The organism is Micromonospora sp. USAFONa4 (assembly GCF_057197825.1).
In genome coordinates, this window is record NZ_CM170072.1 from 7,053,617 (window position 1) to 7,078,297 (window position 24,681).

The 24,681-nt window shown below is 75.0% G+C and carries 23 protein-coding genes; 10 read left to right on the forward strand and 13 right to left on the reverse strand.

Translation table 11 applies throughout. From position 1 onward, the window contains the following. Positions 1-35: 35 nt before the first annotated feature. The 5 genes from AC0OO9_RS30535 to AC0OO9_RS30555 are packed head-to-tail and all read right to left on the reverse strand — an operon-like array spanning position 36 to position 6,985. Positions 36-905 carry a carbohydrate ABC transporter permease gene (locus tag AC0OO9_RS30535; RefSeq protein WP_484518093.1) on the reverse strand — a complete coding sequence of 290 codons (870 nt, stop codon included), beginning with the start codon at positions 903-905 and terminating at the stop codon, positions 36-38. Between the two features lie 38 nt (positions 906-943). Next, positions 944-1,978: an ABC transporter ATP-binding protein gene (locus AC0OO9_RS30540; RefSeq protein WP_484514250.1), complete on the reverse strand. Its 1,035-nt coding sequence runs from the start codon at positions 1,976-1,978 to the stop codon at positions 944-946. Beyond that, on the reverse strand, positions 1,975-3,309 hold the full coding sequence (locus AC0OO9_RS30545; RefSeq protein ID WP_484514252.1) for an ABC transporter substrate-binding protein: 1,335 nt from the start codon (positions 3,307-3,309) through the stop codon (positions 1,975-1,977). The genes AC0OO9_RS30540 and AC0OO9_RS30545 overlap by 4 nt, the downstream gene beginning before the upstream one ends. A gap of 2 nt (positions 3,310-3,311) precedes the next feature. Beyond that, a complete protein-coding gene (locus AC0OO9_RS30550) occupies positions 3,312-4,136 on the reverse strand; it encodes a carbohydrate ABC transporter permease (protein ID WP_484518094.1) in 825 nt (274 codons plus the stop codon). A gap of 56 nt (positions 4,137-4,192) precedes the next feature. Further along, on the reverse strand, positions 4,193-6,985 hold the full coding sequence (locus AC0OO9_RS30555; protein WP_484514254.1) for an exo-alpha-sialidase: 2,793 nt from the start codon (positions 6,983-6,985) through the stop codon (positions 4,193-4,195). Between the two features lie 170 nt (positions 6,986-7,155). On the opposite strand from AC0OO9_RS30555, the gene AC0OO9_RS30560 reads away from it, so the two are divergent. The 4 genes from AC0OO9_RS30560 to AC0OO9_RS30575 all read left to right on the forward strand — a co-directional run bounded on the left by AC0OO9_RS30560 (position 7,156) and on the right by AC0OO9_RS30575 (position 10,041). Beyond that, positions 7,156-7,968 (forward strand): SDR family oxidoreductase, encoded by an 813-nt coding sequence (locus tag AC0OO9_RS30560; RefSeq protein ID WP_484514255.1) that lies wholly within the window; start codon positions 7,156-7,158, stop codon positions 7,966-7,968. Between the two features lie 223 nt (positions 7,969-8,191). Beyond that, positions 8,192-9,091, forward strand: a complete 900-nt coding sequence (locus tag AC0OO9_RS30565; protein ID WP_484514257.1) for a pentapeptide repeat-containing protein — start codon at positions 8,192-8,194, stop codon at positions 9,089-9,091. Between the two features lie 356 nt (positions 9,092-9,447). Further along, positions 9,448-9,684, forward strand: coding sequence for a preprotein translocase YidC (locus tag AC0OO9_RS30570; protein WP_151457037.1), 237 nt, complete (start codon positions 9,448-9,450; stop codon positions 9,682-9,684). Positions 9,685-9,810: 126 nt separating this feature from the next. Continuing rightward, the gene (locus AC0OO9_RS30575) at positions 9,811-10,041 is read left to right on the forward strand and encodes a hypothetical protein (protein ID WP_121398427.1); all 231 of its coding nucleotides are present in this window, start codon (positions 9,811-9,813) and stop codon (positions 10,039-10,041) included. Positions 10,042-10,066: 25 nt separating this feature from the next. Here AC0OO9_RS30575 and rnhA read toward each other — a convergent pair whose 3' ends face one another. Both rnhA and AC0OO9_RS30585 read right to left on the reverse strand, forming a co-directional pair. Further along, complete coding sequence (gene rnhA / locus AC0OO9_RS30580; RefSeq protein WP_132239639.1) at positions 10,067-10,546, reverse strand: ribonuclease HI; 480 nt, start codon at positions 10,544-10,546, stop codon at positions 10,067-10,069. 98 nt (positions 10,547-10,644) lie between these two features. Continuing rightward, entirely contained in the window at positions 10,645-11,895 is a 1,251-nt protein-coding gene (locus AC0OO9_RS30585) for a lycopene cyclase family protein (protein WP_484514260.1), read from the reverse strand. A gap of 134 nt (positions 11,896-12,029) precedes the next feature. On the opposite strand from AC0OO9_RS30585, the gene AC0OO9_RS30590 reads away from it, so the two are divergent. Beyond that, positions 12,030-13,139 carry a serpin family protein gene (locus AC0OO9_RS30590; RefSeq protein ID WP_484514262.1) on the forward strand — a complete coding sequence of 370 codons (1,110 nt, stop codon included), beginning with the start codon at positions 12,030-12,032 and terminating at the stop codon, positions 13,137-13,139. A 147-nt stretch (positions 13,140-13,286) separates the two neighbouring features. Here AC0OO9_RS30590 and AC0OO9_RS30595 read toward each other — a convergent pair whose 3' ends face one another. Further along, positions 13,287-13,622 (reverse strand): winged helix-turn-helix transcriptional regulator, encoded by a 336-nt coding sequence (locus AC0OO9_RS30595; RefSeq protein ID WP_132239631.1) that lies wholly within the window; start codon positions 13,620-13,622, stop codon positions 13,287-13,289. A gap of 143 nt (positions 13,623-13,765) precedes the next feature. Here AC0OO9_RS30595 and AC0OO9_RS30600 point away from each other — a divergent pair, with 143 nt between their 5' ends. The 5 genes from AC0OO9_RS30600 to AC0OO9_RS30620 all read left to right on the forward strand — a co-directional run bounded on the left by AC0OO9_RS30600 (position 13,766) and on the right by AC0OO9_RS30620 (position 18,318). Next, positions 13,766-14,650 (forward strand): NAD(P)-dependent oxidoreductase, encoded by an 885-nt coding sequence (locus tag AC0OO9_RS30600; RefSeq protein ID WP_484514264.1) that lies wholly within the window; start codon positions 13,766-13,768, stop codon positions 14,648-14,650. After that, a complete protein-coding gene (locus tag AC0OO9_RS30605; protein WP_484514266.1) occupies positions 14,647-15,537 on the forward strand; it encodes an NAD(P)-dependent oxidoreductase in 891 nt (296 codons plus the stop codon). Before AC0OO9_RS30600 ends, AC0OO9_RS30605 begins: the two co-directional genes overlap by 4 nt. A 392-nt stretch (positions 15,538-15,929) precedes the next feature. Continuing rightward, positions 15,930-16,418: a hypothetical protein gene (locus tag AC0OO9_RS30610; RefSeq protein WP_132239627.1), complete on the forward strand. Its 489-nt coding sequence runs from the start codon at positions 15,930-15,932 to the stop codon at positions 16,416-16,418. A gap of 111 nt (positions 16,419-16,529) precedes the next feature. Next, positions 16,530-17,150, forward strand: coding sequence for a class F sortase (locus AC0OO9_RS30615; RefSeq protein WP_484514268.1), 621 nt, complete (start codon positions 16,530-16,532; stop codon positions 17,148-17,150). 64 nt (positions 17,151-17,214) lie between these two features. Then, on the forward strand, positions 17,215-18,318 hold the full coding sequence (locus AC0OO9_RS30620; protein WP_484514270.1) for a magnesium and cobalt transport protein CorA: 1,104 nt from the start codon (positions 17,215-17,217) through the stop codon (positions 18,316-18,318). Between the two features lie 6 nt (positions 18,319-18,324). Here AC0OO9_RS30620 and AC0OO9_RS30625 read toward each other — a convergent pair whose 3' ends face one another. From AC0OO9_RS30625 to AC0OO9_RS30645, 5 genes are all read right to left on the reverse strand, one after another. After that, positions 18,325-20,508, reverse strand: coding sequence for a N,N-dimethylformamidase beta subunit family domain-containing protein (locus AC0OO9_RS30625; RefSeq protein WP_484514272.1), 2,184 nt, complete (start codon positions 20,506-20,508; stop codon positions 18,325-18,327). A 241-nt stretch (positions 20,509-20,749) separates the two neighbouring features. Beyond that, entirely contained in the window at positions 20,750-22,216 is a 1,467-nt protein-coding gene (locus tag AC0OO9_RS30630) for an FAD/NAD(P)-dependent oxidoreductase (RefSeq protein ID WP_484514273.1), read from the reverse strand. Continuing rightward, positions 22,213-22,524: a (2Fe-2S)-binding protein gene (locus AC0OO9_RS30635; RefSeq protein ID WP_311413492.1), complete on the reverse strand. Its 312-nt coding sequence runs from the start codon at positions 22,522-22,524 to the stop codon at positions 22,213-22,215. The genes AC0OO9_RS30630 and AC0OO9_RS30635 overlap by 4 nt, the downstream gene beginning before the upstream one ends. Beyond that, the gene (locus AC0OO9_RS30640; RefSeq protein ID WP_484514275.1) at positions 22,517-23,704 is read right to left on the reverse strand and encodes an NAD(P)/FAD-dependent oxidoreductase; all 1,188 of its coding nucleotides are present in this window, start codon (positions 23,702-23,704) and stop codon (positions 22,517-22,519) included. The genes AC0OO9_RS30635 and AC0OO9_RS30640 overlap by 8 nt, the downstream gene beginning before the upstream one ends. Continuing rightward, positions 23,701-24,621 (reverse strand): dihydrodipicolinate synthase family protein, encoded by a 921-nt coding sequence (locus AC0OO9_RS30645; protein WP_484514277.1) that lies wholly within the window; start codon positions 24,619-24,621, stop codon positions 23,701-23,703. Before AC0OO9_RS30645 ends, AC0OO9_RS30640 begins: the two co-directional genes overlap by 4 nt. Positions 24,622-24,681 lie beyond the last annotated feature (60 nt).

Consider the following 24,681-nt stretch of genomic DNA (forward strand, 5'->3'; position numbering starts at 1 on the left):
TGCGGCGGGACGGGCAGCCGCCGAACGTCGCGAGGTCACACACGGTAGAACGCGCGGTAGCGGCGGATCAGCCGCCACTGCACCAGCACCGCCGCCACGGTCAGCAGGATCATCACCAGGGTCGCGGCGGCGGCGTAGCCGTAGCGCAGGTACTCGAAGCCGGTGCGGTAGACGAACAGCGACAGGTAGGTGGTGGCGTACGGGGGCGGGCCGCCGTCGGTGACCACGAAGGCCGGCACGAAGGAGAAGTGCAGGCTCTGGATGGCGTCGCGCACCGCCAGCAGCCCCAGCACGGGTGCCATCAGCGGCAGCGTGACCCGGCGGAACACGTCCCAGCCGGTGGCGTCCTCGAGCGCCGCCATCTCGTAGACGTCGCGGGGCAGCGCGCGGCGGGCGGCCAGCAGCACCACGAAGGTCTCGCCGATGGTGAAAAGGCTCATCAGGACGATTGCCGCGCGGGCGTCGGTCGGGTCGGTGAGCCACTGCGGCGGGGTGCGTCCCAGCGCGGTCAGGCCGTTCTCCCCGCCCGTGCGCAGCAGCTGGTTGATCGGGCCGTAGAGGGGGTTGAGCAGCCAGAGCCAGAGCAGCCCGTAGGCGATCTCCGGCACCGCGGTCGGCAGCACCGCCGCCGTGCGGGCGCCGCCGACGCCGACCGCGCGGCGGTGCAGCAGCAGCGCCAGGCCGAGGGCGAGCAGCACCCGCAGCGGTACGGCCACCAGCGCGAACACCAGCGAGTTGGTCAGCGACACCCGGAACACCGGGTCGTCCAGCAGCGCCGCGAAGTTGCCCAGCCCCACCCAGCGGGGCGGGCGCAGCAGGTCGTACTCGGTGAACGCCAGCGCCAGGGTGACGGCGGCGGGCAGCAGCACCAGCCCGACCAGCCCCACCAGGTACGGCGTGAGCATCAGCGCCAGCTGCCGGCGCGAGCGGCGGTCGGTCGTCGTCACGGGGCGTACCGGCGGCCCGATGCGGCGTGGAAGACGTGGACGTCGGCCCAGCGCACGCCGACCCGTACCGGCGCGCCCCTGCCGGGGCGGCGGGCGGCGGGCACCCGGGCGACGATCCGGTGCCCGCCGGCAAGCCCCAGATACGCGTACGCGTCCTCGCCCACCACCTCGACCCGGTCGACGGTGGCGTCCGTGCCCTCGGCGGCGTCGAGGACCACCGCCTCGGGGCGGAAGCCGAGCTCCAGGCCGTCCAGGGCGGGTGGGGCGTCACCGTGCGGGCGCAGCGGACCGTCCGCCGGGAGCAGGTTCATCGCGGGGGAACCGACGAAGCGGGCCACGAAGGTGGTGGCCGGGGTGCGCCAGATCTCGTCGGGGGTGCCGACCTGCTCGATGCGCCCGTCGCGCAGCACGGCGATCCGGTCGGCGAGCACCAGCGCCTCGGTCTGGTCGTGGGTGACGTGCACCATCGTCGCGCCCAGCCGGTCGTGCAGGGCCCGCAGCTCGGCGCGCATCTGCACCCGCAGCGCCTGGTCGAGGTTGGACAGCGGCTCGTCGAGCAGGAACACGTCCGGCTCGCGCACCAGCGCCCGGGCCAGCGCCACCCGCTGCCGTTCGCCGCCGGAGAGCTGTCCGGGCCGCCGGTCCAGCAGCCCGGCGCAGCCGACCGTCTCGGCCGCCGCGCGGGCCCGCTCGCGGGCCGCCGCGCGGGGCGTGTCGCGTACCTCCAGGCCGAAGGCGATGTTCTCGGCGACGCTCAGGTGCGGGAAGAGCGCGTACGACTGGAACACCATCGACACGTTGCGCCGGCCGGGACGCTCGGCGGTGACGTCCCGGCCGGCGATGCGGACGCGGCCGGCGGTGACCGGCTCCAGGCCGGCGACGACCCGCAGCACCGTCGACTTGCCGGCCCCCGACGGGCCGAGCACCACCAGCAGCTCGCCCCGGGCGACGGCCAGGTCCACCTCGTGCAGCACGGTCGCCCCCCGGTACGCGGCCGAGACGCCGGCCAGGGCGAGGCCCGGATCGCTCACCCGTGCTCCCCGCGGGCGAAGATCGGCCGGGTCTGCCGGTCGAGGTCGCGGATCACGTCGTCGAGCCGGTCGCCCCGGTGCATGGCGTTCTCCAGGATGCCGTAGGTGACGTCCTCGATCTCCGGCCAGGTGGAGACGGTCGGCAGCGCCCGGACGGTGGGGATCGCGTCGAGGAAGACCTTGGCGCTGCGCGGCGGCTGGGCCGGGCCGAGGAACGCCGGGGACTTCGACACCCCGACGTGCGACGGGACGGTACGGCCGGTGGCTGCGATGATCCGCTGCCCCTCCTCGGCGATGGCGAACTCCAGGAACCGCCACGCGGCGTCCTTGTGCTTCGCGCCCCGGGTCATGCAGTACGCGTCGGAGTGCAGCACCCCGACCTGCTCCTTGTAGACGGGCAGCGGCGCGACGTCCCACTCGAAGCCGGTGATCGAGCGGAACGTGGTGGTGGAGCGGCGGGAACTCATCAGCATGGCGAGCCGGCCGTTGGCGAAGCGCGACTCGTCGTCCTCGGCCTCCACCTCCTCGTCGGTGGGCACCACCCCGTACGCCAGCCGCAGGTCCACGAGGTTCTTCAGCGCCTCCCGGGCGGCCGGGGTGTCCAGGGTCAGCCGGGTCGGCTTCGCCAGGTCGTCGACGATCTCGCCGCCGCCGGACCAGACGAACGGGGCGAGACGGATGATCGACGGCTCGACGCCGAGCCCGTGCACGGCCGGGCGCAGCGCCGCGCCCTCGCTCTCGGTGGCCTTGACCACCACGCCCCGGGAGTCGCGGGTCATCGCGGTCGCGGTGGCGACCAGGTCGTTCCAGGTCCAGCCGGCCCTCGGCTCGGGCACGCCGTGCTTGGCGAACAGGGTGCGGTTGTAGTAGACGGCCAGGCTGGAGACGTTCTGCGGCAGGCAGAGCTGCCGGCCCTTCCAGCGGAACGCGTTCCAGGCCACCGGGTAGTAGTCGGCCGGGTCGACGGCCTCGGAGGCGGCCAGCCGGTCGTCCAGCGGCTCGATGACGTCCTTGGCGGCGAACTGGCCGTAGAAGCGGTAGTTCATCAGGAACAGATCCGGCGGGGCGCCGCCGGCCACCGAGGTGGCGAGCCGGGCCAGCAGGTCCTTGCGGTCGCTGGCCTCGACGAGCTGCACGTCGGCGCCGGGACGGGCCTTCTCGTACGCCTCGACGAGGGTGCGGTAGGCGGCGAGTTCCTCGGGAGCGCCGAAGACCAGCAGCCGCACCGGCCCGTCGGCGGACGACCCGGCGCCGGAGCCGCACCCGGTGGCGGCCAGCACAGCGGTGAGCAGCAGCGCGAGCAGCGCCTTCGGTCGCGTCGTCGGTCGCATCGTCAGTCTCGTCCCGTCGGGTCGTCGTGGTGGAGGAAGCGCCGCTGGGCGAGCACGAAGACGGCCAGCGCCGGCACCGTGGCCAGCACCGCGCCGGCCAGGAACACCGGGAAGTTCGTCGGGTCCAGCACCGACAGGGAGCGCAGCGCCAGCGGCAGGGTGAACAGGTCGCGGTCGTAGACGTAGACCAGCGGGTCGAGGAAGTTCGACCAGGTGAGCACGAAGGTCAGCGCGGTGAGGCCGGCCGTGACCGGGCGCACCAGCGGCAGGGCGACCCGCCACCAGGTGCGCAGCGGCGACAGGTCCGCCACCAGGCAGGCGTCGTAGAGATCGGTCGGCAGCGCCCGGAACGCCAGGTGGTAGACCAGGACGTAGAGCGGCGAGGTGCCCAGCAACGCCGGGGCGACCAGCGGCACCAGCGTGTCGGTCAGGCCGAGCATCCGGAAGATCGCGAAGCGGGGCACGAGCAGCGCCGTGGCCGGCACCATCAGGGCCACCAGGGAGGCCGCCACGACGACGCCGGTGACGCGCGGGGCGATCCGGGCCAGCGCGAAGCCCGCCAGGGAGGCGACGAGCACGCTCAGCGGCACGGCGACGACCGCGACCACTACCGAGTTGAGCGAGGCGCGCAGCAGCCCGCCCAGCTCGACGGCCTGCCGGTAGCCGGTGGTGGAGACCGGCTCCGGCACGAGCTGCGGGGTGGGCGGCGGCGGCAGGCCCGGCTCGGTCAGCGAGCCGGAGACCAGCAGCAGCAGCGGCGGGACGAAGACGAGCAGGACGAAGGCTGCGCCGAGGGTCCGCCAGGCGCGTCCGGCCGCCCCGGGCAGCGGTACGGGGCCGCCCGCGCGGCCCCGTACCGTGTCGTTGCCGATGGTCGCCTGCCTCAGAGCGTGAGCTGCCAGGCGCCGAGGCCGTGCGAGGCGGCGTAGAGCACCCGCTTGCCCGGCACGATGGTCAGCCCGGCCACCTCCACGTTCGGCATGCCCCGGGCCGCCTTCACCCAGGTCGTGGCGCCCTTGGCCAGCCGCAGCACGCCGAAGTCGGTGGCCGCGTAGAGGGTGCCGGTGACGTCGTCGCGGACCAGGTCGGTGATCGGCTGGTCGCCGAAGTCGTACGACCGGTCGGTCCAGGTCGCGCCCGCCCCCGCCACCCGCACCTCGAACGCGTGCCCCAGCGTGGCCGGGGTGTTCGAGTTGAAGCCGCTGTAGGAGACCCACGCCCGGGCCGGGTCGGCCGGGTCGACGTGGACGCTGGTGACGAAGCGGTTCGGCGTGGCGGCGGTGTCGATGCGCGTCCAGGTGACCGCCGACGCCGGCTCGGCGTCGACGTTGCGCGACACGAAGACCCGGCCGGTGCTGGTGGCCGCGTACGCCGTGGACGAGTCGGAGGCGACGCGCTCGACGACCGAGACGGCCCCGCCGGCCCGGTCGCCCCACGCGGCGTCGGTCAGGTTGACCGTGCCCAGCGGCGCGAAGTCGCCGCACTGCGCCTCGAAGGTGCCGGTCCAGGTGTTGCAGATCCGGTCGGCCTCGGCCAGGCTCCGGTCGCCCAGGCCGAACGTCTTCGTCCGGTAGACGGTGCGCGAGGTGCCGGCGAAGATCGTCCCGCTGACCTTCGGGTCGCTGACCACGGGTGCGTAGAACAGGGTGCCCGGCTGCCCGAAGACGGGGTCGGAGATCGAGATCCAGCTGCCCACGTCGCCGTTGTCGAAGTTCACCTCGGGCGAGGCGTCGTAGAAGGTGTGGAAGCGGAACTCCGGCCTGCCGACGTCGAAGCCGGACGCGCCGCCGTCGCCGATCATCGTGTTGACCCAGCGCCGGCGCTCGCCCTTGTTCTCCCAGGTGCCGTTGTCCTGGGTGCCGCCCTGGAGCAGCCGGTGGTCGTGCGGGCTGGCCGAGAGGCTGATGAACTGCAACGTGTTCATGCCCTTGTTGATGCCGTCGAGCTTCGACGGGATCTTCGACAGCATCTGCCGGCAGCGGTCCTTCTGCGCCTGGGTGGTCAGGTTGCGGTCCGGGTTGTCGCACCAGGCCGACCGGTCCACGAACTGGCCGCTGGAGCGCATCACGCCGCCGTCGTTGGCCTCGAAGAACTGGTACGGGTTGCGCGGGTTGGTGACGAGGGCGTGCTGGTCGGGGTGCAGGCCGTTGGGGTGCAGCTCGTCGGTGCCGTCGAAGGTCATGTCGGTGCCGCTGACGCCGGCGTCGGTGGAGAGCACCACGGCCCGCTTGTGGGCGACGGTCTCGCCGTAGACGTACGAGCCGCCGGTGTAGACGATGTCCGGGTGCCCGGCCGGGGTGTGCACGAACACGTCGTACCAGCACTGGCCGGTGCACTGGTTGTAGGTGGCGTAGCCCGGGTCGGCCGGGTTGGCGCTGCTCAGGTCGGCGAACGCGGGGGCGCCGCCGGCCACGTCGTCGCTGCGGAACAGCCGCGAGTACGGGTTGCCGAGGTTGCCCTCGTAGACGTACATGCGGGTCTTGCCGTTCGGCAGGGCGGTCACGTCGATCGCGGCCCGGGTCTGGAAGACCGCCGGGTTGAGCGAGGGCTTGATCTGCGTCCAGGTGGCGCCGGCGTCCGTCGAGCGCCAGACCCCCCGGGCGTACGAGGAGGCGTAGACGGTGTTCGCGTCGCGGGGGTCGAGCTTGACGTAGCGCACGCCGCGCGGCGAGCAGGTGGCGGTGTTGGCGTATTCCGCGGCGCTGCCGGTGCACTGGGTGGCGTCGGCCGAGCCGTTGTGGATGAACTTCCAGTTCGCGCCGCCGTCGGTGGACTTGTAGAGGCCCCACTTCTCGGCGTCGGGCACGGGCCGGGTGACGCCGGTGCAGCAGGAGCCGGACATGCCGCGCAGGGCGGTGGTGGTGGCGACGTAGAGCGTCTTCGGGTCGCCGGGCTTGACGGTGATCTCGCCGATGCCCTTGCCGGCGAGGGCGTCCTTGCCCAGCGGGCCCTTCCAGGTGACGCCGCCGTTTGTGGACTTGTAGAGCCCGACGCCGGCGACGCAGCCGGAGGCGCAGGTGTTGGCCTCGCCGGTGCCGACGTAGATGGTCAGCCCCGTCTTGTCGTTGCGGTCGATCTTGACCGAGCCGGCCGCGTTGATGCCCAGCGGCCCGCCCAGGTAGAACCACTTCGGCTCGGCGGCGAGGACGTTCAGGGTGCCCCAGACGCCGCCGCCGGCCGGCGTGACGTACGCCCGGCAGAGCAGGGCGTTGCAGTCCGGGGCGATGTCGATGGAGGTGACCCGCCCGCCCGCGACGTACGCGTTCGGCACGTAGTTGCCGGCGTTGCGGAACTCGGTGAACGGGTAGAGCGCCTCGCTGGGGCCGATGTTCGTCCAGCCCCGGGTGCCGCCGGCGCGCCGCTCGGCGGCGGCGTACGCCGACTTGGAGCGGTCGACCTGGGCGATGCTGATCGTGTCGGCCGGGTACGCGCGCTCCAGGAACTCCTGCTGCGCGGCGTTGCCGGGCCCGTCCGGCGACATGCCGTCGCTGCCCGGCACGGCCTGGCGCAGCCGTTCCATGTGGGCGCCGAGCGCGCCTGGCATCTCCCCGTCGCCGGCCGCGGCGACGGGGGTCGGCACCTCGGCGCCGGCGAAGTGGATTCCGATGAGACCGGTCGACGCCACCAGGGCACCGACCGCCAGTCCTGCGAGCAGATGACGACGTCTGCGCTTCACGAGGTCCCTCCGGCAGATGACGGCGCCACTCAGCGCGACCCTCCGGATTGCCGACCGCCGCTGGCAGCGTCCACGGTGGAGAATGACAGAGCGCATCGACGCAGACAATCCTCTGCATGGACGAGCATCGACGCATGGTTGCATCCGCATGGAACGGGTAGTGCGCCGGCATGCCATCGCGTTACGAGAACTATCCGAGGATCGCCATCGTCACCGGCGCGGACTCCGGCATCGGCCGGGCCTGCGCCGTCGCCCTCGCGGAGGCCGGCTTCGACGTCGGCGTCACCTGGCACCGCGACGCCGCAGGCGCCGACCGGACCGCCGCCGAGGTACGCGCCGCCGGCCGGCGCTGCGAGGTCGCCGAGCTGGACCTGACCCGGCTGCCGGGCGCCGACGCGGTCGTCGACGAGTTGGCCGACCGGCTCGGCGGTCTCGGCGTGCTCGTCAACAACGCCGGCACCGGGGCGTCCACGCCCTTCGTCGACACCGGCTGGGAGCAGTGGCGCGAGGTGCTCTCCGTCGACCTCGACGGGCCGTTCCTGTGCGGGCAGCGGGCCGCGCGGCGGATGCGGGCTGCGGGGCTGGGCGGACGGATCGTCAACATCACCAGCGTGCACGAGCACGCGCCCCGGGTCGGCTCGGCCGCGTACTGCGCCGCCAAGGGCGGGCTCGGCCTGCTGACGAAGGTGATGGCGCAGGAGTTGGCGGCGGACGGGATCACCGTCAATGCGGTCGCCCCGGGCGAGATCGCCACCCCGATGACCGGCCAGGAGGACGTCGACCCGTTCACCGAGGAGCGTCCCGGGGTGCCGGTCGGGCGGCCCGGCGACGCGCGGGAGGTGGCCGCCGTGGTCGCGCTGCTCGCCTCGCCCGCCGCCGCGTACGTCACCGGCGCGTCCTGGCCGGTGGACGGCGGCATGCTGATGATGGGCCCGCAGGCCAACGCGCTGGAGTCGCACGACTGGCGCTCGGTGCGGGGGTGAGGCGCCGCCGCACCGGGACGCCCCGACGCGCCCCGTCCGCCAAGCGCACAGCTCGGCACCCCGGCGCGGCCCCGCAGCTCGGCACCCGGGCGCGGCCCCGCCGGCCGGGCGCGCACAGCTCGGCACCCCGGGGCCCGGTGACCGGCGCGGCGGCGGGACAATGGGAGCCTCCGCCCGCGAGGCCGCCGGCGGGATCCCCCCGATCGGCAGGAGAACGGTCAGCGTGTCGGAGACTCCCGGGGCGACGTCGCCGGCGGACGGGCTGCGCGCCGACTGCGCCCGGTGCTTCGGGCTCTGCTGCGTCGCGCCGGCCTTCTCCGCGTCGGCCGACTTCGCCATCGACAAGCCCGCCGGACGGCCCTGCCCCAACCTGCGGGCCGACTCGCGCTGCGGCATCCACGCCGACCTGCGCGACCGGGGCTTCCCCGGCTGCACCGTCTTCGACTGCTTCGGCGCCGGGCAGCGGGTGGCCCAGGTCACCTTCGGGGGGCGGGACTGGCGCGACGCCCCGGAGACCGCGGCGCGCATGTTCGACACGTTCGCGGTGATGCGACCCCTGCACGAGCTGCTCTGGTACCTGACCGAGGCACTCGCGACGCGCCCGCCGCAGCCGCTGCGCGACGAGTTGTCCGTCGCGCTCGACGAGACCGGGCGGCTGACCCGGGAGCCCGCCGACACGCTGCTGGGCCTCGACGTGGACGCGCACCGGGGGCGGGTCAACCCGCTGCTGTCCCGCGCCGGCGACGCGGCCCGGGCCCGGGGCGGCCGGCCCGGCGTGGACCGGCGGGGCGCCCACCTGTTCGGCGTCGACCTGCGCCGGACCGACCTGCGCCGGGCGAACCTGCGCGGGGCGTTGCTGATCGGCGCCGACCTGCGCGGCGTCGACCTCGGCCTGGCCGACCTCACCGGGGCCGACCTGCGCGGGGCCGACCTGCGCGGCGCTGACCTCTCCGGCGCCCTGTTCCTGCACCAGTCCCAGCTCGACGCGGCCCGGGGCGACCGGCACACGGCCCTGCCGCCCGCCCGGACGCGCCCCGGGCACTGGTCACCACTGTCGCTCACCCCGCTGCCCCGCCCAGCCCGCTCCCCCACCCGCGCCACCCGCCCACCCCGCCCCCGTTGACCCCACCCCGCACTCCCCTCCCTGCCCCCTCCCTATGCCCTTCTCCCCACCCCCGCTCTTCCCCGCGCTCCCGACCCCACTCCGCCCCTCTGGCTCCCTGGCCCGGCGGCACCTCCCGCCCGCGCTCCCACCCCACCCCCCGCTCTTCGCGATCATGCAGTTGTGGTGCTGCGCATACCGGCAGCAAAACGGCCATAACGGGCACCACAAATGCATGATCGCCTCGCCGGGGCGGGCGGGGCGGCGCGGCGCGGCGCGGGGCAGGGCGGGCGGGTTTTGGGTGGAGGGCTGCGGGTAGCCGGAGCGGACAACGGCATCGGCGGAACGCGGCGGTGCGACGGCGCGGGGAGGCAGCGGTGGGGTATCGGGCGCGCGACGGGGAGCTGCCGGTCGATCCGGCGCACGCCGAGGACGAGGCCGGCCAGGCCCGGCTGGTGCAGGTCGAGGCGGACACCGACGTACCGGCGCCGGACGACACGACGACGAAGCCCGACATCGTCACCGAGGACGACGGGTCGGGCATGGCGGGCGGCGCGTCGGGCAGTTCCAGCGGCGGGTCCGGCATGCCGGGCCACCCGGACGCGGCTCGCTGAGCACCGCCGCGCGTCACATTTGCGGGCAGGCGCCGCGGGGCACGCTCGCGGGCAGGCCACCCGGACGCGGTTCGCTGAGCGCGGCGGGGGACGTTTGCGGGCAGGCCACGGGGGCAGGAGAGCGGCATGACCGATCAGAACCGTACCGACCGGGCCGCCACCGACGAGCCGGACGGCGCCACCGCCATGCAGGCGTCACTGCGTCCGCCGGGCGAGTCCCTGCGCAGCACCGACGACACCGGCGACGACTTCGCCGACCTGCCGGCCGAGGACCGGCGGTCGGCCCGGGAGGTCAGCCGCGCCGGCTACGACGTGGACGCCGTCTCCGGCACCACCGACCCGAGCCGCACCGAGTGACCTGAGCGCCCGCCCGCCGGTCCGATCAGCGGCCGGCGGGCACTGCCGACGCGCGGGCCTCGGTCATGCCCCGGTTGGCCAGCGCGTCGGCGCGCTCGTTCTCCGGGTGACCGTTGTGCCCCTTCACCCACAGCCAGGTGACCTCGTGCCGGGCGCACGCGGCCTCCAACCGCTGCCACAGGTCGGCGTTCTTGACCGGCTGCTTCGCGGCGGTCCGCCAGCCGTTGCGCTTCCACGAGGCCAGCCAGCTGGTGATGCCGTTGCGCACGTACGTGCTGTCGGTGTGCAGCTCGACGGTGACCGACCGGGTCAGGCTCTCCAGGGCCTGGATGGCCGCCATCAGCTCCATCCGGTTGTTGGTGGTCGGGGTCGCCTCGCCGCCGCACAGTTCCCGCTCGTGCGCGCCGTAGCGCAGCACCACGCCCCACCCGCCGGGGCCGGGGTTGCCGCTGCACGCCCCGTCGGTCCAGATCTGCACGACCCTGCCGGCCGTCTCGTCCACCATGCCGGCAACCTACCGAATCCGCACCGCCTCCCCCGCCGTCGGGCGGCGACGCGGCGGGGACGACCTCCCCAACCTTCCACCGCGCCGGCTGAGGCGGCTCAGCCGTCGGTGTCGGCCCGGTCGCCGACCACCGGCCGCGGGACCGTCCAGGTCGCCGCCCTCCCGGTCGGGTCGAGGCGGTCGCGGAGCCGGGCCACGGCGTCGCCGGCGGTGGCGGCGACCATCGGCCGCAGCCGGGTGGTGCCCATCAGCGCCACCTCCTCCGCCGGGGTGGTCGCGCCGTCGAGGAACCGCAGCACCCGCTCGGCGGGATTGCGGTCGAAGAGCCGGCCGAAGAAGTCGGGCCCGCCGACGCCGCCGGCGTCCAGCGCCCGCAGCGCGACCGCGTCCATCCAGCGGTGCCGACGGGGGTACGCGGGAGCGGGCACCGGCGGGCGGCCGGCCGCGAGGGCCTGGGCGACCTGCTCGGCCTGGCGGTGCATGGCGGAGAAGGTGAAGCCGGTGGAGGGTCGGGTGGCGCCGCCGGCCGTGCCGAGGCGGACCACCCGGGGCGAGGGTCGGGCCTCGAACGGGCCGTCGGTCATCGGGATCACCCCGTTCTCCACCTCGCGGACGGTCAACCGGGTCGGGTCGAGGCCGAGCAGGTCCCGGTAGCCGGTCAGCGCCGCGTCGTAGCCGGCGTCGGTGAGCAGGTCGGGGCCGAACTCCGTGTACTCCACCAGGGCGTACCGGTCGCTGACCGGCAGGACGTACCCGAACGACACGCCCCGGGCGGGCTGCGGGGTGCGGAAGTCCATCAGGACGGCCCGGGCCGGGTCGAAGACCGGCACGGCGGACTCCAGCCACCAGCCCCGGAAGTGCTGGAGCCAGTTGGTGCGCCCGGGTCGCCGGGGCGGCCGGGGCCGGGAGTCCAGCACCCAGGACGCGCGGACGGCCGGCCCGGCACCGCCGACGCGTACGGTGACGTGCCCGCCGTCGTCGTGCAGGGAGTCGACGGGCGCGACGATCCGTCGCACGCCGAGCCGTCGCTCGGCCTCGGCAGCCCGGGCGTAGACCGGGCCGGAGCGCAGCATGGCGTACCGCAGGGGGGCCAGGTTGAGGACGCGGCGGCCGTCGGGCGTCGCCACCTCGACCTGGCGCCAGCTCGCGGCCAGCAGCGGGTCCCAGTCGCTGCCGGGGTTGCCCCAGAACGCCCAGGTCCGGTCCTGGCCGCGCCGGTGGACCGGGTCGACGACGGCGATCCGCAGGTCCCGCACGCCGTGCCGGTCCAGGGCGGCGAGGACCAGCGACGCGGCACCGCCGCCGCCGACCAGCGCCAGGTCGACATCCAGCGGCGCGGAGGTGTTCACGCCGACCACGCTGCCACACCACCGGGGGCACCCGGGCACCGACCGGCCCGGGTCGGCCGATCGTCGGACGGCGGTAGGGTGCCAGCGGTCGCCCCCGGGCGACGGCCACCGCGCAACCGGGAGGACGCCCGCCGATGAGCATCACCGCCGCCAACGCGCTCACCGCCCGTTGGGCGTCCACGGTGGACGGCGGGCAGACGGTCGTCTCCGGCGCCGGCGTCTATCCGCTGCTGGCGCTGCTCGCCCGCTACGCGACCGGTCCGGTCCGCGACGAGCTGCTCGCGGTCGCGCCGGAACCGGCCCGGTTCGACCTGGACCGCTCCCCCACCACCCGGCTCGCGCTAGCCGCCTGGGCGCGGCGGGACCTGCCGCTGGCCGACCGGTGGTTGCGGGAGGTGCCGGCGGCCATGCGCGGGGAGCTGACCGGCGATCCGGCGCACGACCAGCGGGCCCTCGCCGGGTGGGCCGCGACCCACACCGACGGCCTGGTCCCCCGGATGCCGGTGCGGGTCACCCCGGCGACCGCGATGGTGCTGGCCAGCGCGCTGTCGCTGCGTACCGAGTGGGCCGCGCCGTTCCGCGACGCCTGGTGTCAGCCGTCCGTCGGGCCGTGGCACGGTCGCCGGCTCGCCGGGCTGAACCGGACGAGCTACGACCTCGACGCGCTGCGGGCCGTCGACACCCCCGTCGGCCCGCTGAGCCTGCTGACCGTGCGGGGTGCCGAGGACGTCGACGTGATGCTCGCCCTGGGTGCGCCGCGGCACGGGGCGGCGGAGGTGCTCCCGGCCGCCATCGGCGCACTCGACGCACCGGCCGCGCTGCCGATCGCCGCCGGCCCCGGCGTCGACGAGCAGGTCGTCGACGCCGTCGACGACCGGCCGGAACTGCTCGTCTCCACCGTGGCCTTCACCGCCTCCGCCGACCACGACCTGCTGGAGCGGGCCGCGCTGTTCGGCCTGTCCACCGCGGTCGGGGACGGCGACCACTTTCCCGGCATCTCCCGGCTCCTGGCGGTCTCGCAGGCACGGCAGAGCGCCACGGCGACCTTCAGCGCGACGGGTTTCCGCGCCGCCGTGGTCACCGCCGTCGCCATGCGGGCGGGTTCCGCGCCGCCGCGACTCACCGCGCGCAAGCGGCGGGTACGCCTCGACGTCGACCGGCCCTTCGGCTTCCTCGCCGTGCACCGGCCCACCGGGCTGGTGCTGCTCGCCGGCTGGGTGACCGACCCCGACCCTCGCGGCTGAGCATCGGGCGCACCGCCGGCCCGCTGGCCCGGGTGCCGTGCGGCCATGGCACTCACCGACCCGGAACTGGCCTTCTCACCGCCTGCGAGCGCAGGTTGGTCGCGGTGGTGATGGCCAGGATCTCCGGCAGCCCGACGGGCCGGCCGGTCAGTCCCGGGGGATGGCCTCGATGGTCGCCATGTTCCGCTCGCCCCAGTCGCCGAGCGGCATCAGCGCCTCGTTGAGGGACCGGCCGAAGTCGGTAAGCGAGTATTCCACCTTGGGCGGGACCTGCCGGTAGACCTCGCGGTGCACGAGACCGTAGGCCTCCATCTCGCGCAGTTGCTGGATCAGCATCTTCTCGCTGATCCCGGTGATTCCCCGGCGCACCTCGGCGAAGCGGCGGGGACCCCCGTCCAGCTCCCACAGGATCAGCGCCTTCCACTTGCCGCCCACGACGTCGATCGCGGCGTCGAGCCCGCACGTGTAGGTCCGCTTCTTCACGTCGCCCCCGCTCTCACTTACCAAAAGGTAAGTACCTGAGGAAATAGTCGGTACTTGATGCTTCGCGCGTACGGAAACAGGATGGGACCGGCCCGGCGGCACGCGCAAGGGCCGAGCCACCCCGTCCACGAAGGAGCACTTCCGTGACCGACCGCGACTTGTCCCCGGTGACCGTGCTGGGCCTCGGGCCGATGGGCCGGGCCCTCGCCGGCGCGCTGCTGGCCGCCGGCCATCCGACCACCGTCTGGAACCGCACGGCCGCCCGGGCCGATCCCCTCGTCGCACGTGGCGCCCGGCGGGCGCCGACCGTGGCGGAGGCCGTCCGCGCGAGCCCGCTGGTGCTCGCCTGCGTCATCGACTACGCGGCCGTCCGCGCCGTCGTCGAGCCCGCGGTCGAAGCCCTCGCCGGGCGCACCCTGGTGAACCTGACCGCCGACACCCCGCAGCGGGCCCGGGCGATGGCGGCCTGGGCCGCCAGGCAGGGCGTCGACTACCTCGACGGCGCGATCATGACCCCGGCCCCCACCATCGGCGGGTCCGAGGCGCTGGTGCTCTACAGCGGGCCCGAACGGGTCTGGCACGCCCAGCGGGACACCCTGCGGAGCCTGGGCGGTTCGGCCGACTGGTTGGGCCCGGACCCGGCTCGTGCGGCCGCCCACGACGTGGCGCTGCTCGACGTGTTCTGGACCGCGATGAGCGGCATCGCGCACGCCTTCGCCCTGGCCCGGGCGGAGGGGATCACGGCGACCGAGCTTGCGCCGTACGCAAAGGGGATCTCGGGCCTGCTGCCCGACCTCGTCGACGACCTGGCCGGGCGGACCGACGTCGGGAACCACACCGCCGACGTCTCCACCATCGCCTCCGCCGCCGCCACCATGGCGCACATCGTCGAGGCGGCCGAGGGGCACGGCATCGACACCGGCACGCTCCGGGCGGCCAACGCCGTCGCCGCCCGCGCGGTGGCCGCCGGGCACGGTGCCGACGACTTCTCCCGGCTGGTCCGGGTGTACGCGCAGGCGGCCGCGTGAGCGCCCCACGCCACCGGCCCGTCGCCGTGCTCGGGCTCGGCGCGATGGGCAGGGCCCTGGCCGGCGCGCTGCTGGCCGCCGGCCACCCCACGACCGTGTGGAACCGGTCGCCGGAGCGTTCCGCCGCGCTGGCCGGGGCGGGAGCGGACGTGGCCGGCTCCGCCGCCGAGGCGGTCGCGGCGGGCGAACTGGTCGTGGTGTGCCTGCTCGACGACGACGTCACCCGTCGGGTGCTCGAACAGGCGACGCCGGCCCTGGCCGGGCGGACGGTGGTCAACCTGACCAACGGCACCCCCGCGCAGGCCCGCCGGCTCGCGGAGTGGGTGACCGCGCGGGGCGCGAGGTACGTCGACGGCGGCATCATGGCCGTGCCGTTCATGATCGGCCAGCCCGGCGCGTTCGTGCTCTACAGCGGCACGGAGGACGCCCTCCTCGACTGGCGGGACACCCTCGCGGCGTTCGGCGACGTCCACTGGCTCGGCGCCGACCCCGGTCGGGCCGCCGTGCACGACCTGGCCCTGCTCGCCGCCATGTACGGCATGTTCGGTGGGTTCCTGCACGCCACGGCGATGGTCCGCGCGGCCGGCACGCCGGCGGGCCGGCTCGCGCCGATGGTGACCGGGTGGCTGACCGCAATGCTCGGGGAGCTGCCCGCCATGGCGGCGGCCGTCGACTCGGGCGAGCACGACGCCGACGGGTCCTCCCTGGGGATGCAGGCCGCCAGCTTCGGCAACCTGCTGGCAGCCTGCCGGGACCTGGGGGTCGACGCCGGACTGATGCGCCCGGTGCGTGACCTGCTGGACGAGGCGGTCGCCCGGGGCCATGGCGAGGAGGGCCTCTCCGCGCTGGTGGGGCTGCTGCACGACGACGCCGGCCGCCCGGCCTGACCGCTCCCGCCGCCCCTGCCGGATGGCCGCGGCGACACGCTGGACAGGCAGTCGCCCGGAGCAAACCGGCCAGGACCGGGCCAACGCGGCGGGCCGGGCGCGTACGCGCCCGCCGCGGGGCACCGTTCCCGAGTGGGGCCGGGACGGCCCAGCCGCGACAGCACGTCCCCCGGTGACATCGGCACGGCCAACCCTCGCGGGTGGGCCGTGCCGGCATTTCCGCTGCTCCCTCCGCCTCGCGGGTGGACACGTGACGGCAACGAAGATTTCTCATTTTCACCGGATCGGGGTCCCAACCCTCCTAGGGTTGGTCACACCGGTGCTAGTCACGGAGTTGGCCACCCGAACGACGTCCCACGCAGTCAGCGGACGAAAAGTGAGGGAAGACGCGTATGAAGGCAAAGACAGTTCTCGTATCGGCGGCGCTCGGCGTGGGTCTCGGCACGCTCCTGCTCCCCGGCGCGGCGCTGGCCGACACCGTCGTGTCACCGGCCACCACGCCGGTCGGCGGGACGGTCGTGCTCACCGCGACGACCTGCAACCCGAAGTCCGGCGACGCGATCTTCCGCGTCACCGGCCCCGACCGCGACCAGAACGTCCGGTCCACCACCGCGGCGGCCGGCGGCGGGCTGAGCGCCGAACTCTTCACCGCCGGCTTCACCCTGGGCACCTACACCGTGACCGCGACCTGCGGCGACGGCAGCGCGGCCGGCAGCGCCACGTTCACCGTCACCCCGATCGGCGGGGCCCAGGCCGGCGGGCGCGGCGGCACCGACGGGACCGGCGCGTTGGCGGCCGGCGGCGCCCTGCTCGGCTCCGCCGCGGGCGGCGCCCTGGTCCTGGCCCGCCGCCGGCGCCACATGGCGGCGGCCACGCTCTGACCGACGGCCCCGTGCCGTCCACTCCTGCAAGTCGTCCATCCCTGCAACGGGTGCCCGCACCGGTGAACCACCGGAGCGGGCACCCGGGCGCACGCGTACGGAGGTGGGATCGTGTCCTGGCGCAGGCCCGGCTGGGCGGTCACGGTCGTCGTCCTGCTCGCCACGACCGGGCTCGGCCTGGTCGCCGCCGGGCTGGCGACGACCCCGCCCCGCCCGCCCCGGCCGGAGGCCGCCGACGCCCCCGCACCGGTCCGCTCCGCGCCGCCGGTGCCGCCGCTGCACCGGGCCGCGCCGGTCGACGTGCGGATCCCGGCCATCGACGTGCGGGCACGGATCGTCCCGGTGGGCGCCGACGCCGACGGGCACCTGGAGGTGCCGCCGCTGGACCGGCCCACCCTGGCCGGCTGGTACCGGCACGGCGCCAGCCCCGGCGAGACCGGCAACGCCGTGATCGTCGGGCACGTCGACTCCGCCGCCGGCCCCGCCGTCTTCTTCGACCTCGGCCGGCTGCGGCCCGGCGACACCGTGCGGATCACCCGCGCCGACGCCAGCGTCGCCACCTTCGCCGTCGACGGCGTCGGGTCGTACCCGAAGGACCGCTTCCCCACCGACCTGGTCTACGGGCCCAGCGACGCGACCGGCCTGCGGCTGATCACCTGCGGCGGCCGGTTCGACCGGGACAGCGGCAACTACGTCGACAACGTCATCGTGTTCGCCACCCGGGTGCCGTGACCCCCGGACCCGCACGACCCGAGTACGGTGTCCGCGCGGATGCCGGTGCGGCGGAGGGGGACGGGTGGTTCGGCGGTCGAGGGAACGGGTCAGGCTGTCGGCCGTGTTCGACCGGCTGCTCGGCCGACCGCTGCCCGGTCAGCGCGCACCGGAGCCCCGTCGCTCCAATCCCGACTCCGTGGTCGACTGTGCCGTCTACGTCAACGGGCGGCGCGAGCCGGGCCGCCCGCACTACGCCGACGCGTACGCCCGCAGCCGTCGCGGCCGCGACACCTTCGTCTGGCTGGGTCTGCACGAGCCCGATCCGGCGGTGATGGCGGCCGTCGGCCGCACCTTCGGGCTTGACGACCTCACCGTCGAGCAGGCCCTCGCCGACGGCCACCGCCCCACGGTGCGCCGCGAGGGCGACGTGACCCTGCTGGTCCTGCGCACCGCCCGTTACGTCGAGCACGCCGAGCTGACCGACACCTCCGAGGTGGTCGACACCGGCGACGTGATGGTGCTGGTCGGCGACCGCTTCGCCGTCACGGTGCGGCACGGCGCCGCGGGCGCGCTCACCTGCGTGCGCGCCGACGTCGAGCAGCGCCCCGCGGTGCTCGCGCAGGGCCCGTGGGCGGTCGCGTACGCGGTCTGCGACCGGATGGTCGACCTCTACCTGGAGGTCGCCGGGCACGTCGAGCGGGACCTGGAACGCGTCGAGGAGTCGGTGTTCGCCCGCGACCGCTCGGCCGACATCCAGCACATCTACCAGCTCAAGCGGGAGGTGGTCGAGTTCAAGCGGGCGGTGCAGCCCCTGCAGGCGCCGCTGCGCTCCCTGCTCGACCAGCGGCCCGACAACCCGCCGCGCGGCCTGCACCGGTGGTTCGTCGACGTGGACGCCCGGCTGACCCGGGCGGTGGACCGGGTCGCCGCCTACGACGACCTGCTGAACTCGATCGTGCAGTCCCGGTTGGCGCAGCTCGCGGTGGAGCAGAACAACGACATGCGCAAGATCGCCGCGTGGGCCGCCATCGCCGCCACCCAGACCGGCATCGCCGGGATCTACGGCATGAACTTCACCAACATGCCGGAGCTGCACTGGCGCTACGGCTATCCCACCGTGCTCGGCCTGATGGCGCTGACCGCGTTCGCCCTGCACCGCCTCTTCCGCCGCTCGGGTTGGCTCTGAGCGCCGCTACTCCATCGTGGACGGCTCCGGGATCGCGGGCGCGGGACTGGTGCGCGGCATCGGGACCTCGGTGGCCCGGACCGCCGGCGCCGACGCCAGCATCCGGTCGAAGACGTTGCGCAACAGCGTCGACATCGCCGGATCCTCCGCCAGGGCCCCGACGAACGAGATGGAGGACGCGCTGAAGACCAGGGCGCCGCTGGGCCGCTCCAGGAAGACCATCGCGGCGCCCTGGCCCCCGGGGTTCTCCCCCCGGGCGATGACCTGCGCCGGGGACGCCTCGCCGGCCAGCCCGCGCAGCCCGTCGGTCTCCCAGCCGCTGGCGGCGCCGTTGTAACCCGTGCGGCCGAACCTGCTGCCGACCACCAGGCCGGTGCCGGCCAGCAGCGGGTGGTCACGCAGCACCTGGTACGGCGCGTACGTGCCGGCGTCGACGTAGTTGGTGCCGAGCAGTTGCGAGGCGGGCAGGCCCAGCTCCGTGTAGATGTCCCGCCGGCCGTCCGAGCGGCGGTAGGTGACCACCGTACGAGCGGAGTTGACCTGCACCCGCTCGTACAGGCCGTTGCCGCCCGGGTAGATCAGCCGACCACCGCCGGCCTGGAAGTTGACCAGGCGCTGTCGCATCGTGTCGGACCAGTACTCGGGATGGCTGCCCAGCACGAGCACCCGGTAGTTGGTGAGCCAGCCGTTGGAGCCGTGCAGGTCGGCGTCCTCGTAGACGTCGAAGGCGAGCCCCTGCCGGGACATCCAGCGGGTCAGCAGGAGATCCGAGAAGAGGGTGTGGTCGCGGATCCCGGGGTCGTCGACGTTCAGCTCCGTCGACGGCCGGCGTACGGAGAGGGGCCGCCGGCCTGTCGTGTCCGGGCAGTACTGGCTGTGCCCGCCCCAGCTGTTGTAGGCGTTGTAGGTGAAGGTGGGCAGCAGCACCGCGATCCTGTTGGTGGGGCGGGTCGGCCGCACGAGGAACGGCACGTACCGGTGCAGCCCGTTCGGGCCCTCCAGCCGGGCGGCGTAGAGGCCGGGCTGCCAGTCGGCGGGGACCCGGAACTGCAACCGGTCGGACCAGCCGCAGCCGACGCCGAGGAACCCCACCGGCAGCGACTGCACCCCGCCGGTGACGGGCAGCGGCTGCGAGACCACCACGGGGGCGCCGGGGTTGGGCGCCAGCCGGACCATCGACGCGGTGAGCGACGGGAACCCGGTGGACACCGCGAAGCGCGCCACCTCGCCCTGCGCCACGCTCGGCGTGTTGGCGTAGCCCTGGAGGGCGGCCTGCGTCTGCACCGTCCAGCCGGAGCCGACCCGCTTGCCGGTGCCGCTGTTCATCCAGGCGGCCCGCCCGTCGGGGCCGGCGGTGGTGTGGTTCGTCAACCGGTACTGCGTGAGCGCCCCGCTCTGCCGGGCGGTGGCCGCGTCCGGCGGGATCGCGTACAGCGCCCCCTGGCCGGTGCACCACACCCCGTCGTTGAGGAAGAAGTTGCGGAAGCCGGAGCCGATCCGCAGGCCCGAGCCCGACGCCCAGGTGCCGCCGCCGAGGTGCCGGTGCCAGCGGATGTCGCCGTAGTGGTAGGCGTAGACGACCCCGGAGGTGTCCGCCTGCAACACCGCGCCGGTGAAGCCGCCACCGATGCGCGCTCCCTGGACCGTCCACGTCCTGCCGACCAGGTCGTACTGGTGCAGGAAGAGCTCGCCCGCGGCGTTCTGCCCGTAGAACGCGCCGTGGAACCCGCACAGCCGGGGATAGCGCTCGAATCCGGCGCCGATCTGCCCGCCGCTGATCCAGGTGCCGGCGCCGGTCGTCGAGTTGGTCAGCCGGTAGCGGTAGTAGTGGACGGTGCCGTCGCCGCGCACGGCGTAGAGCGAGCCGTCGAGCCCGCCGAAGACCGCCCGGAACTGGTGCCAGCCGGAGCCGATCCGGCGGCCCGAACCGCTCGCCCACGTGAAGGCGCCGGTCTGCCAGCCCGTGTGCCGGTACCAGTACAGCGCGCCGTCGGCCTGGATCGCGAAGATGACGCCGTACCCGCCGCCGACCAGGCGGATGAACCGTTGCTGCGGGTCGTACTGGGGCACGGCGGCCGACGCGCCGGACGAGCCCGCCAGCAGCAGCGGCGGCACGGAGGCGGCGATGACGACGCCGTCGCGGAGCAGCCGTCGGCGCGGTACGCCCCCCAGGCCCGGCACGTTTCCCATGGCGACCCCTCTCCGGCGAGGCGGATGTGCTGGGCAACCTACGAAACCGAGGGCGCCGGCGGGACCCCGCCAGGCGCCCTGAGCGGCGAAATCGGATGATCCGCGCGCACCTCCGACCGGCCGGCCCGCGCCGGTCCCGCCGATCAAGCGATTGACGGAAGGCGATCGACTATTGTCGATCGAGGCGACGGGCCCGACGCGGCGGCGACCCGATCAGCGGCGGCCGGCTCGCCACCGTCGGTCAGGGCGTGTCGGGCGGCGCGTCGCCGACCGCGAGGGCGCGCAGGGGGACGGGCTTGACCGGCGCCTGCGCGGTGAACGCCCCGACCTCCTCCGGCGCCCGGCCGGTCAGCGTGCAGATGAACTGGCAGAGGCCCGGCTGGCAGGACCGGCCCTGGCACAGGCCCATCCCGGCGCGGGTCACCAGCTTGACCGCGTTCGCGGTGCCCAGGTGCGGGTTGGCCGCCAGCGCGCGGCGCACGTCACCGGCCCGCACCTCCTCGCAGCGGCAGAGCACCGTGTCGTCGGTGACCAGGCCGCCCAGGGCCGCCCGGTCCGGCGCGAAGCGGTCGAGCACCCGGGTGACGAAACGTCGCCGGCGGCGCAGTTCCCGGCGTACCGGGTCGGCCAGCGCGGTGGCCCGACGCTCGTCGAGCAACCCCAGGTCGCGCAGCACGCCCAGGGCGGCCAGCCGCCCCTCGACCTCCGCCTGCTCGGCACCCGCGACGCCGGTCAACTCGCCGGCCACCGCGATCCCGGGCACCGAGGTACGCAACCACTCGTCGTGCCCGACCACCCAGCCGCCCGCGGGCGAGTCCCAGGTCACCGCGCAGCCGGCCTGCCGGGCCAGCTCGACGGAGGGGACGAAACCGTAGCCCAGCGCCAGCGCGTCGCAGGGCACCTCCCGGTCGGTCCCGGGCACCGGCTGCCCCGTGGGGCCGACCTCGGCGAGGGTCACCGCGCTCAGGTCCGGGTCGCCGTCGGCGCGGCGGACGACCGTGGCGAACCGGACCGGCACCCCCGCCCGGCGCAGCACGCGCAGCGCCCCCACGCCCTCGGCGATCTTGCCGCCCGCGCCCGCCACGGCGGCCAGCCCGGCCGGACCGGGCAGCAGGTCGCGGCGGCGTTGGACCAGCGCGACCTCGACCACCCGGGCACCGGCGCGCACCAGCTGGGCGGCCACCACCAGCAGCAGCGGGTGGCCCCCGGCCAGCACGAACCGGCCACCCGGCAGCAGGCCCTGCGCCTTGACGAACGTCTGCACACCGCCCGCCGTGAGCACGCCGGGCAGGGTCCAGCCGGGAAACGGCACCGGCAGGTCGTACGCGCCGGCGGTGAGCAGCACCGCCCGGGGTTCGAGCAGGCGGACCCCGGCCGGGCCGTGCGTGGCGACCCGGTAGCGCCCCGGCGGGGGCTGCTCGCCCGCGTACCCGTCGAGGCCGGCGCGGGTGCCGAGGACGCCCCACACGGTGGTGTCGGCGAGCCACCGGACGCCCGGCGCGGCGGTGGCCTCGGCGAGCAGCGCCCGACCGGCGGAGGACGGCGCGGCCGGCGGGGTGAACCCGGCCGGTGGCCGGCGGTAGATCTGCCCGCCCGGCTGCTCCTGCTCGTCGACGACGGTGACGGCGGCGCCGTGCCGGCCGAGGGTGGCGGCGGCGGCCAGCCCGGCCGGACCGGCGCCGACCACCACCACGTCGGGCGCGCTCACCGGGGCACCGCCGTGCGGACCCGCATGCCGGCCCGTACCCGGACCAGGCAGGACCGCTGGCAGGGCACGTCGTCCACCGTGACGACGCACTCGAAGCAGATCCCCATGTTGCAGTAGGGCCCCCGGCGGGCGCCGCCGCGCGTGGCGCCGACGGCCCGCTCCCCGGCGGCCAGCAGCGCGGTGGCCAGGGACTCGCCCGGGTGGGCGGGCACCGGCCGCCCGTCCACCTCGATGGTGACCGGCGCGGGCCGGCCCATCGCGGTGCGCCTCGGCGCCTCGGCGGGCTGCGGCGGGCGGTGCTCAGACAAAGTTCAGCGCTCCGAAGCGGGCGGGCGAGTAGTCCTCGATCGCACGGTCGGGCTCGCCGGTGACGACCATGGCGGCGAGGAGCCGGGCGTAGGTGAGGCCGAGGGTGAAGGCCGAGCCGCCGGTGGCGACGTACAGCCCCGGCCGGCGCGGCACCGCGCCGAGCAGCGGCAGGTGGTCCGGGGTGAGCGTGGTCATGCCCGTCCACGTCCGGATCACCGGCAGGTCCCACACCGCCGGGACCACCCGGGCGGCGTCGGCGTTGCCGACCAGCGACTCGTAGCGCAGCTCCGGGTTGGTCTCCAGGTCGACCTGCCCGGCGCAGCTGACCAGCTTGGCCGGCCAACCGCCGCCGATCAGCACGTTGCCGTCCTCGGTCTGCTTCATCGACAGCCGCCGGCCGACGTGCTGGATCAGGTGCGGCAGGAACGGCCGGCTGCGGGCGGTGGCGCTCATCGTCAGCCCGACCGGAAAGACCGGCAGCCGGACGTCGGCCATCGCGGCCAGCTCGGCGGTCCAGACGCCGCCGGCGAGCACGACCGTGTCGGCCAGGTGGGTCTCCCCGGCGGTGTCCCCCGGGCCGGTCCCGGTGCGCAGCTCCCAGTGCCGGCCGCGCCGGTGCAGCCCGGTGACCCGGCAACCGGTGCGCAGCACGGCACCGTGGCGGCCGGCGGCCCGGGCCAGCGCCGGGGTGACCAGTCGGGGGTTGGCCTTGCCCTCGCCGGGCACGTGGCCGGCGGCGAGCACGGTGTCCGCCAGGTACGGCGCGAACCGGCGCAGCTCGGGGCCGGAGAGCACGGCGACGTCGAGGCCGTACCCGCGTTCGAGGGCCGCCTTGCGGTCCAGCACGGCGATCTCCGCCGGGGTCTCGGCGAGCATCAGCCCGCCGGTGCGGGACACCCCGCACCGCTCGCCGAGCTCGTCCTCGATGCTCGCCCAGGCCCGCACGGCGTCCAGGTGCAGCGGCAGCGCACGGGCCGCCGCGCGGGCCGCGTCGTCGCCGTGCTCGACCATCCGGAACTCCAGCTGGAAGTGCAGGCTGCCCGCGTTCTGCCCGGAGGCGTGCCGGTTGACCTGGTCCTTCTCGACGAGCAGGACGCGGTTGCCGGCCCGGGCCAGGTGCCAGGCGGTCGCGCAGCCGAGCAGGCCGCCGCCGACGACCGCCGTGTCGTACGCAGTCACGGGAGCAGGTCGAGCTGGGTCAGGGTGGCCCGGACGCGGTCCTGTTCGGCGGGGGTCAGCGGGAGCAGCGGCGCACGGACGTGACCGGCCGGCACGCCGCGCAGGGTGAGCGCGTACTTCATGATCGCCTGGGCGTTGCCGAACCGGGCGCCGTAGTCGGGCCCGAACCAGTCCTCCATGATCACGCGGTCGCGGGCGCCGAGGACCCGGGCCCGGTCGAGGTCCCCGGCGCGCAGCGCGCGGAAGAAGTCGGGGTGGTCGGCGCCGAGCACGGCGCCGGCGCCCATCAGCCCGTCGCCGCCGATCGTGGTCATCAGCTCGATGCCCACCTCGTTGGTGGGGATGCCGAAGTAGCGCACCCGTTGCCGCAGGGCCACCAGGCTCCGGACGAAGCCGCCGAAATCGGGAGTGGAGTTCTTGACCGCCACCACGGTGTCCAGCGCGCTCAGCTCCAGCAGCAGGTCCGCGTCCAGGTCGACGCCGGTGCCGCGGGGCCAGTTGTAGACGCAGAGCGGGATGTCGACGGCCTCGGAGACGGCCCGGTAGAACGCCACGACCTCGGCGCGGGTGGGCACCACGTACGGCGGCGGGGTGAGCAGGATGCCGTGCAGGCCGGCGGCCCGGGCGGCCTCGGCGTGCCGGATGGCCTCCGCCGGCGTGTACGCGTTGCAGCCGCCGAGCACGGTGAGCCGGTCGCCGACCCGCTCGGCGGCCGTCCGGAACAGCTCGGCCCGCTCCTGTTCGCTGAGACTGAACCACTCGCCCGTGGTGCCGCCGACGATCACCCCGTGCAGCCGCTCGGCGGCGAGCCAGTCCAGTTGCCCGCGCCAGGCGGCGAGGTCCAGCTCGCCCGTGGCGGTGAACGGGGTGGTGACGGCCGGGAGGTAGCCGAACCAGTCGACGCTGTCACGGTCCACTGCGGGTCCTTTCGACGGGCGGCGTCGTACCGCCCACGTGCGTGTACGCGGGCCGGGTGA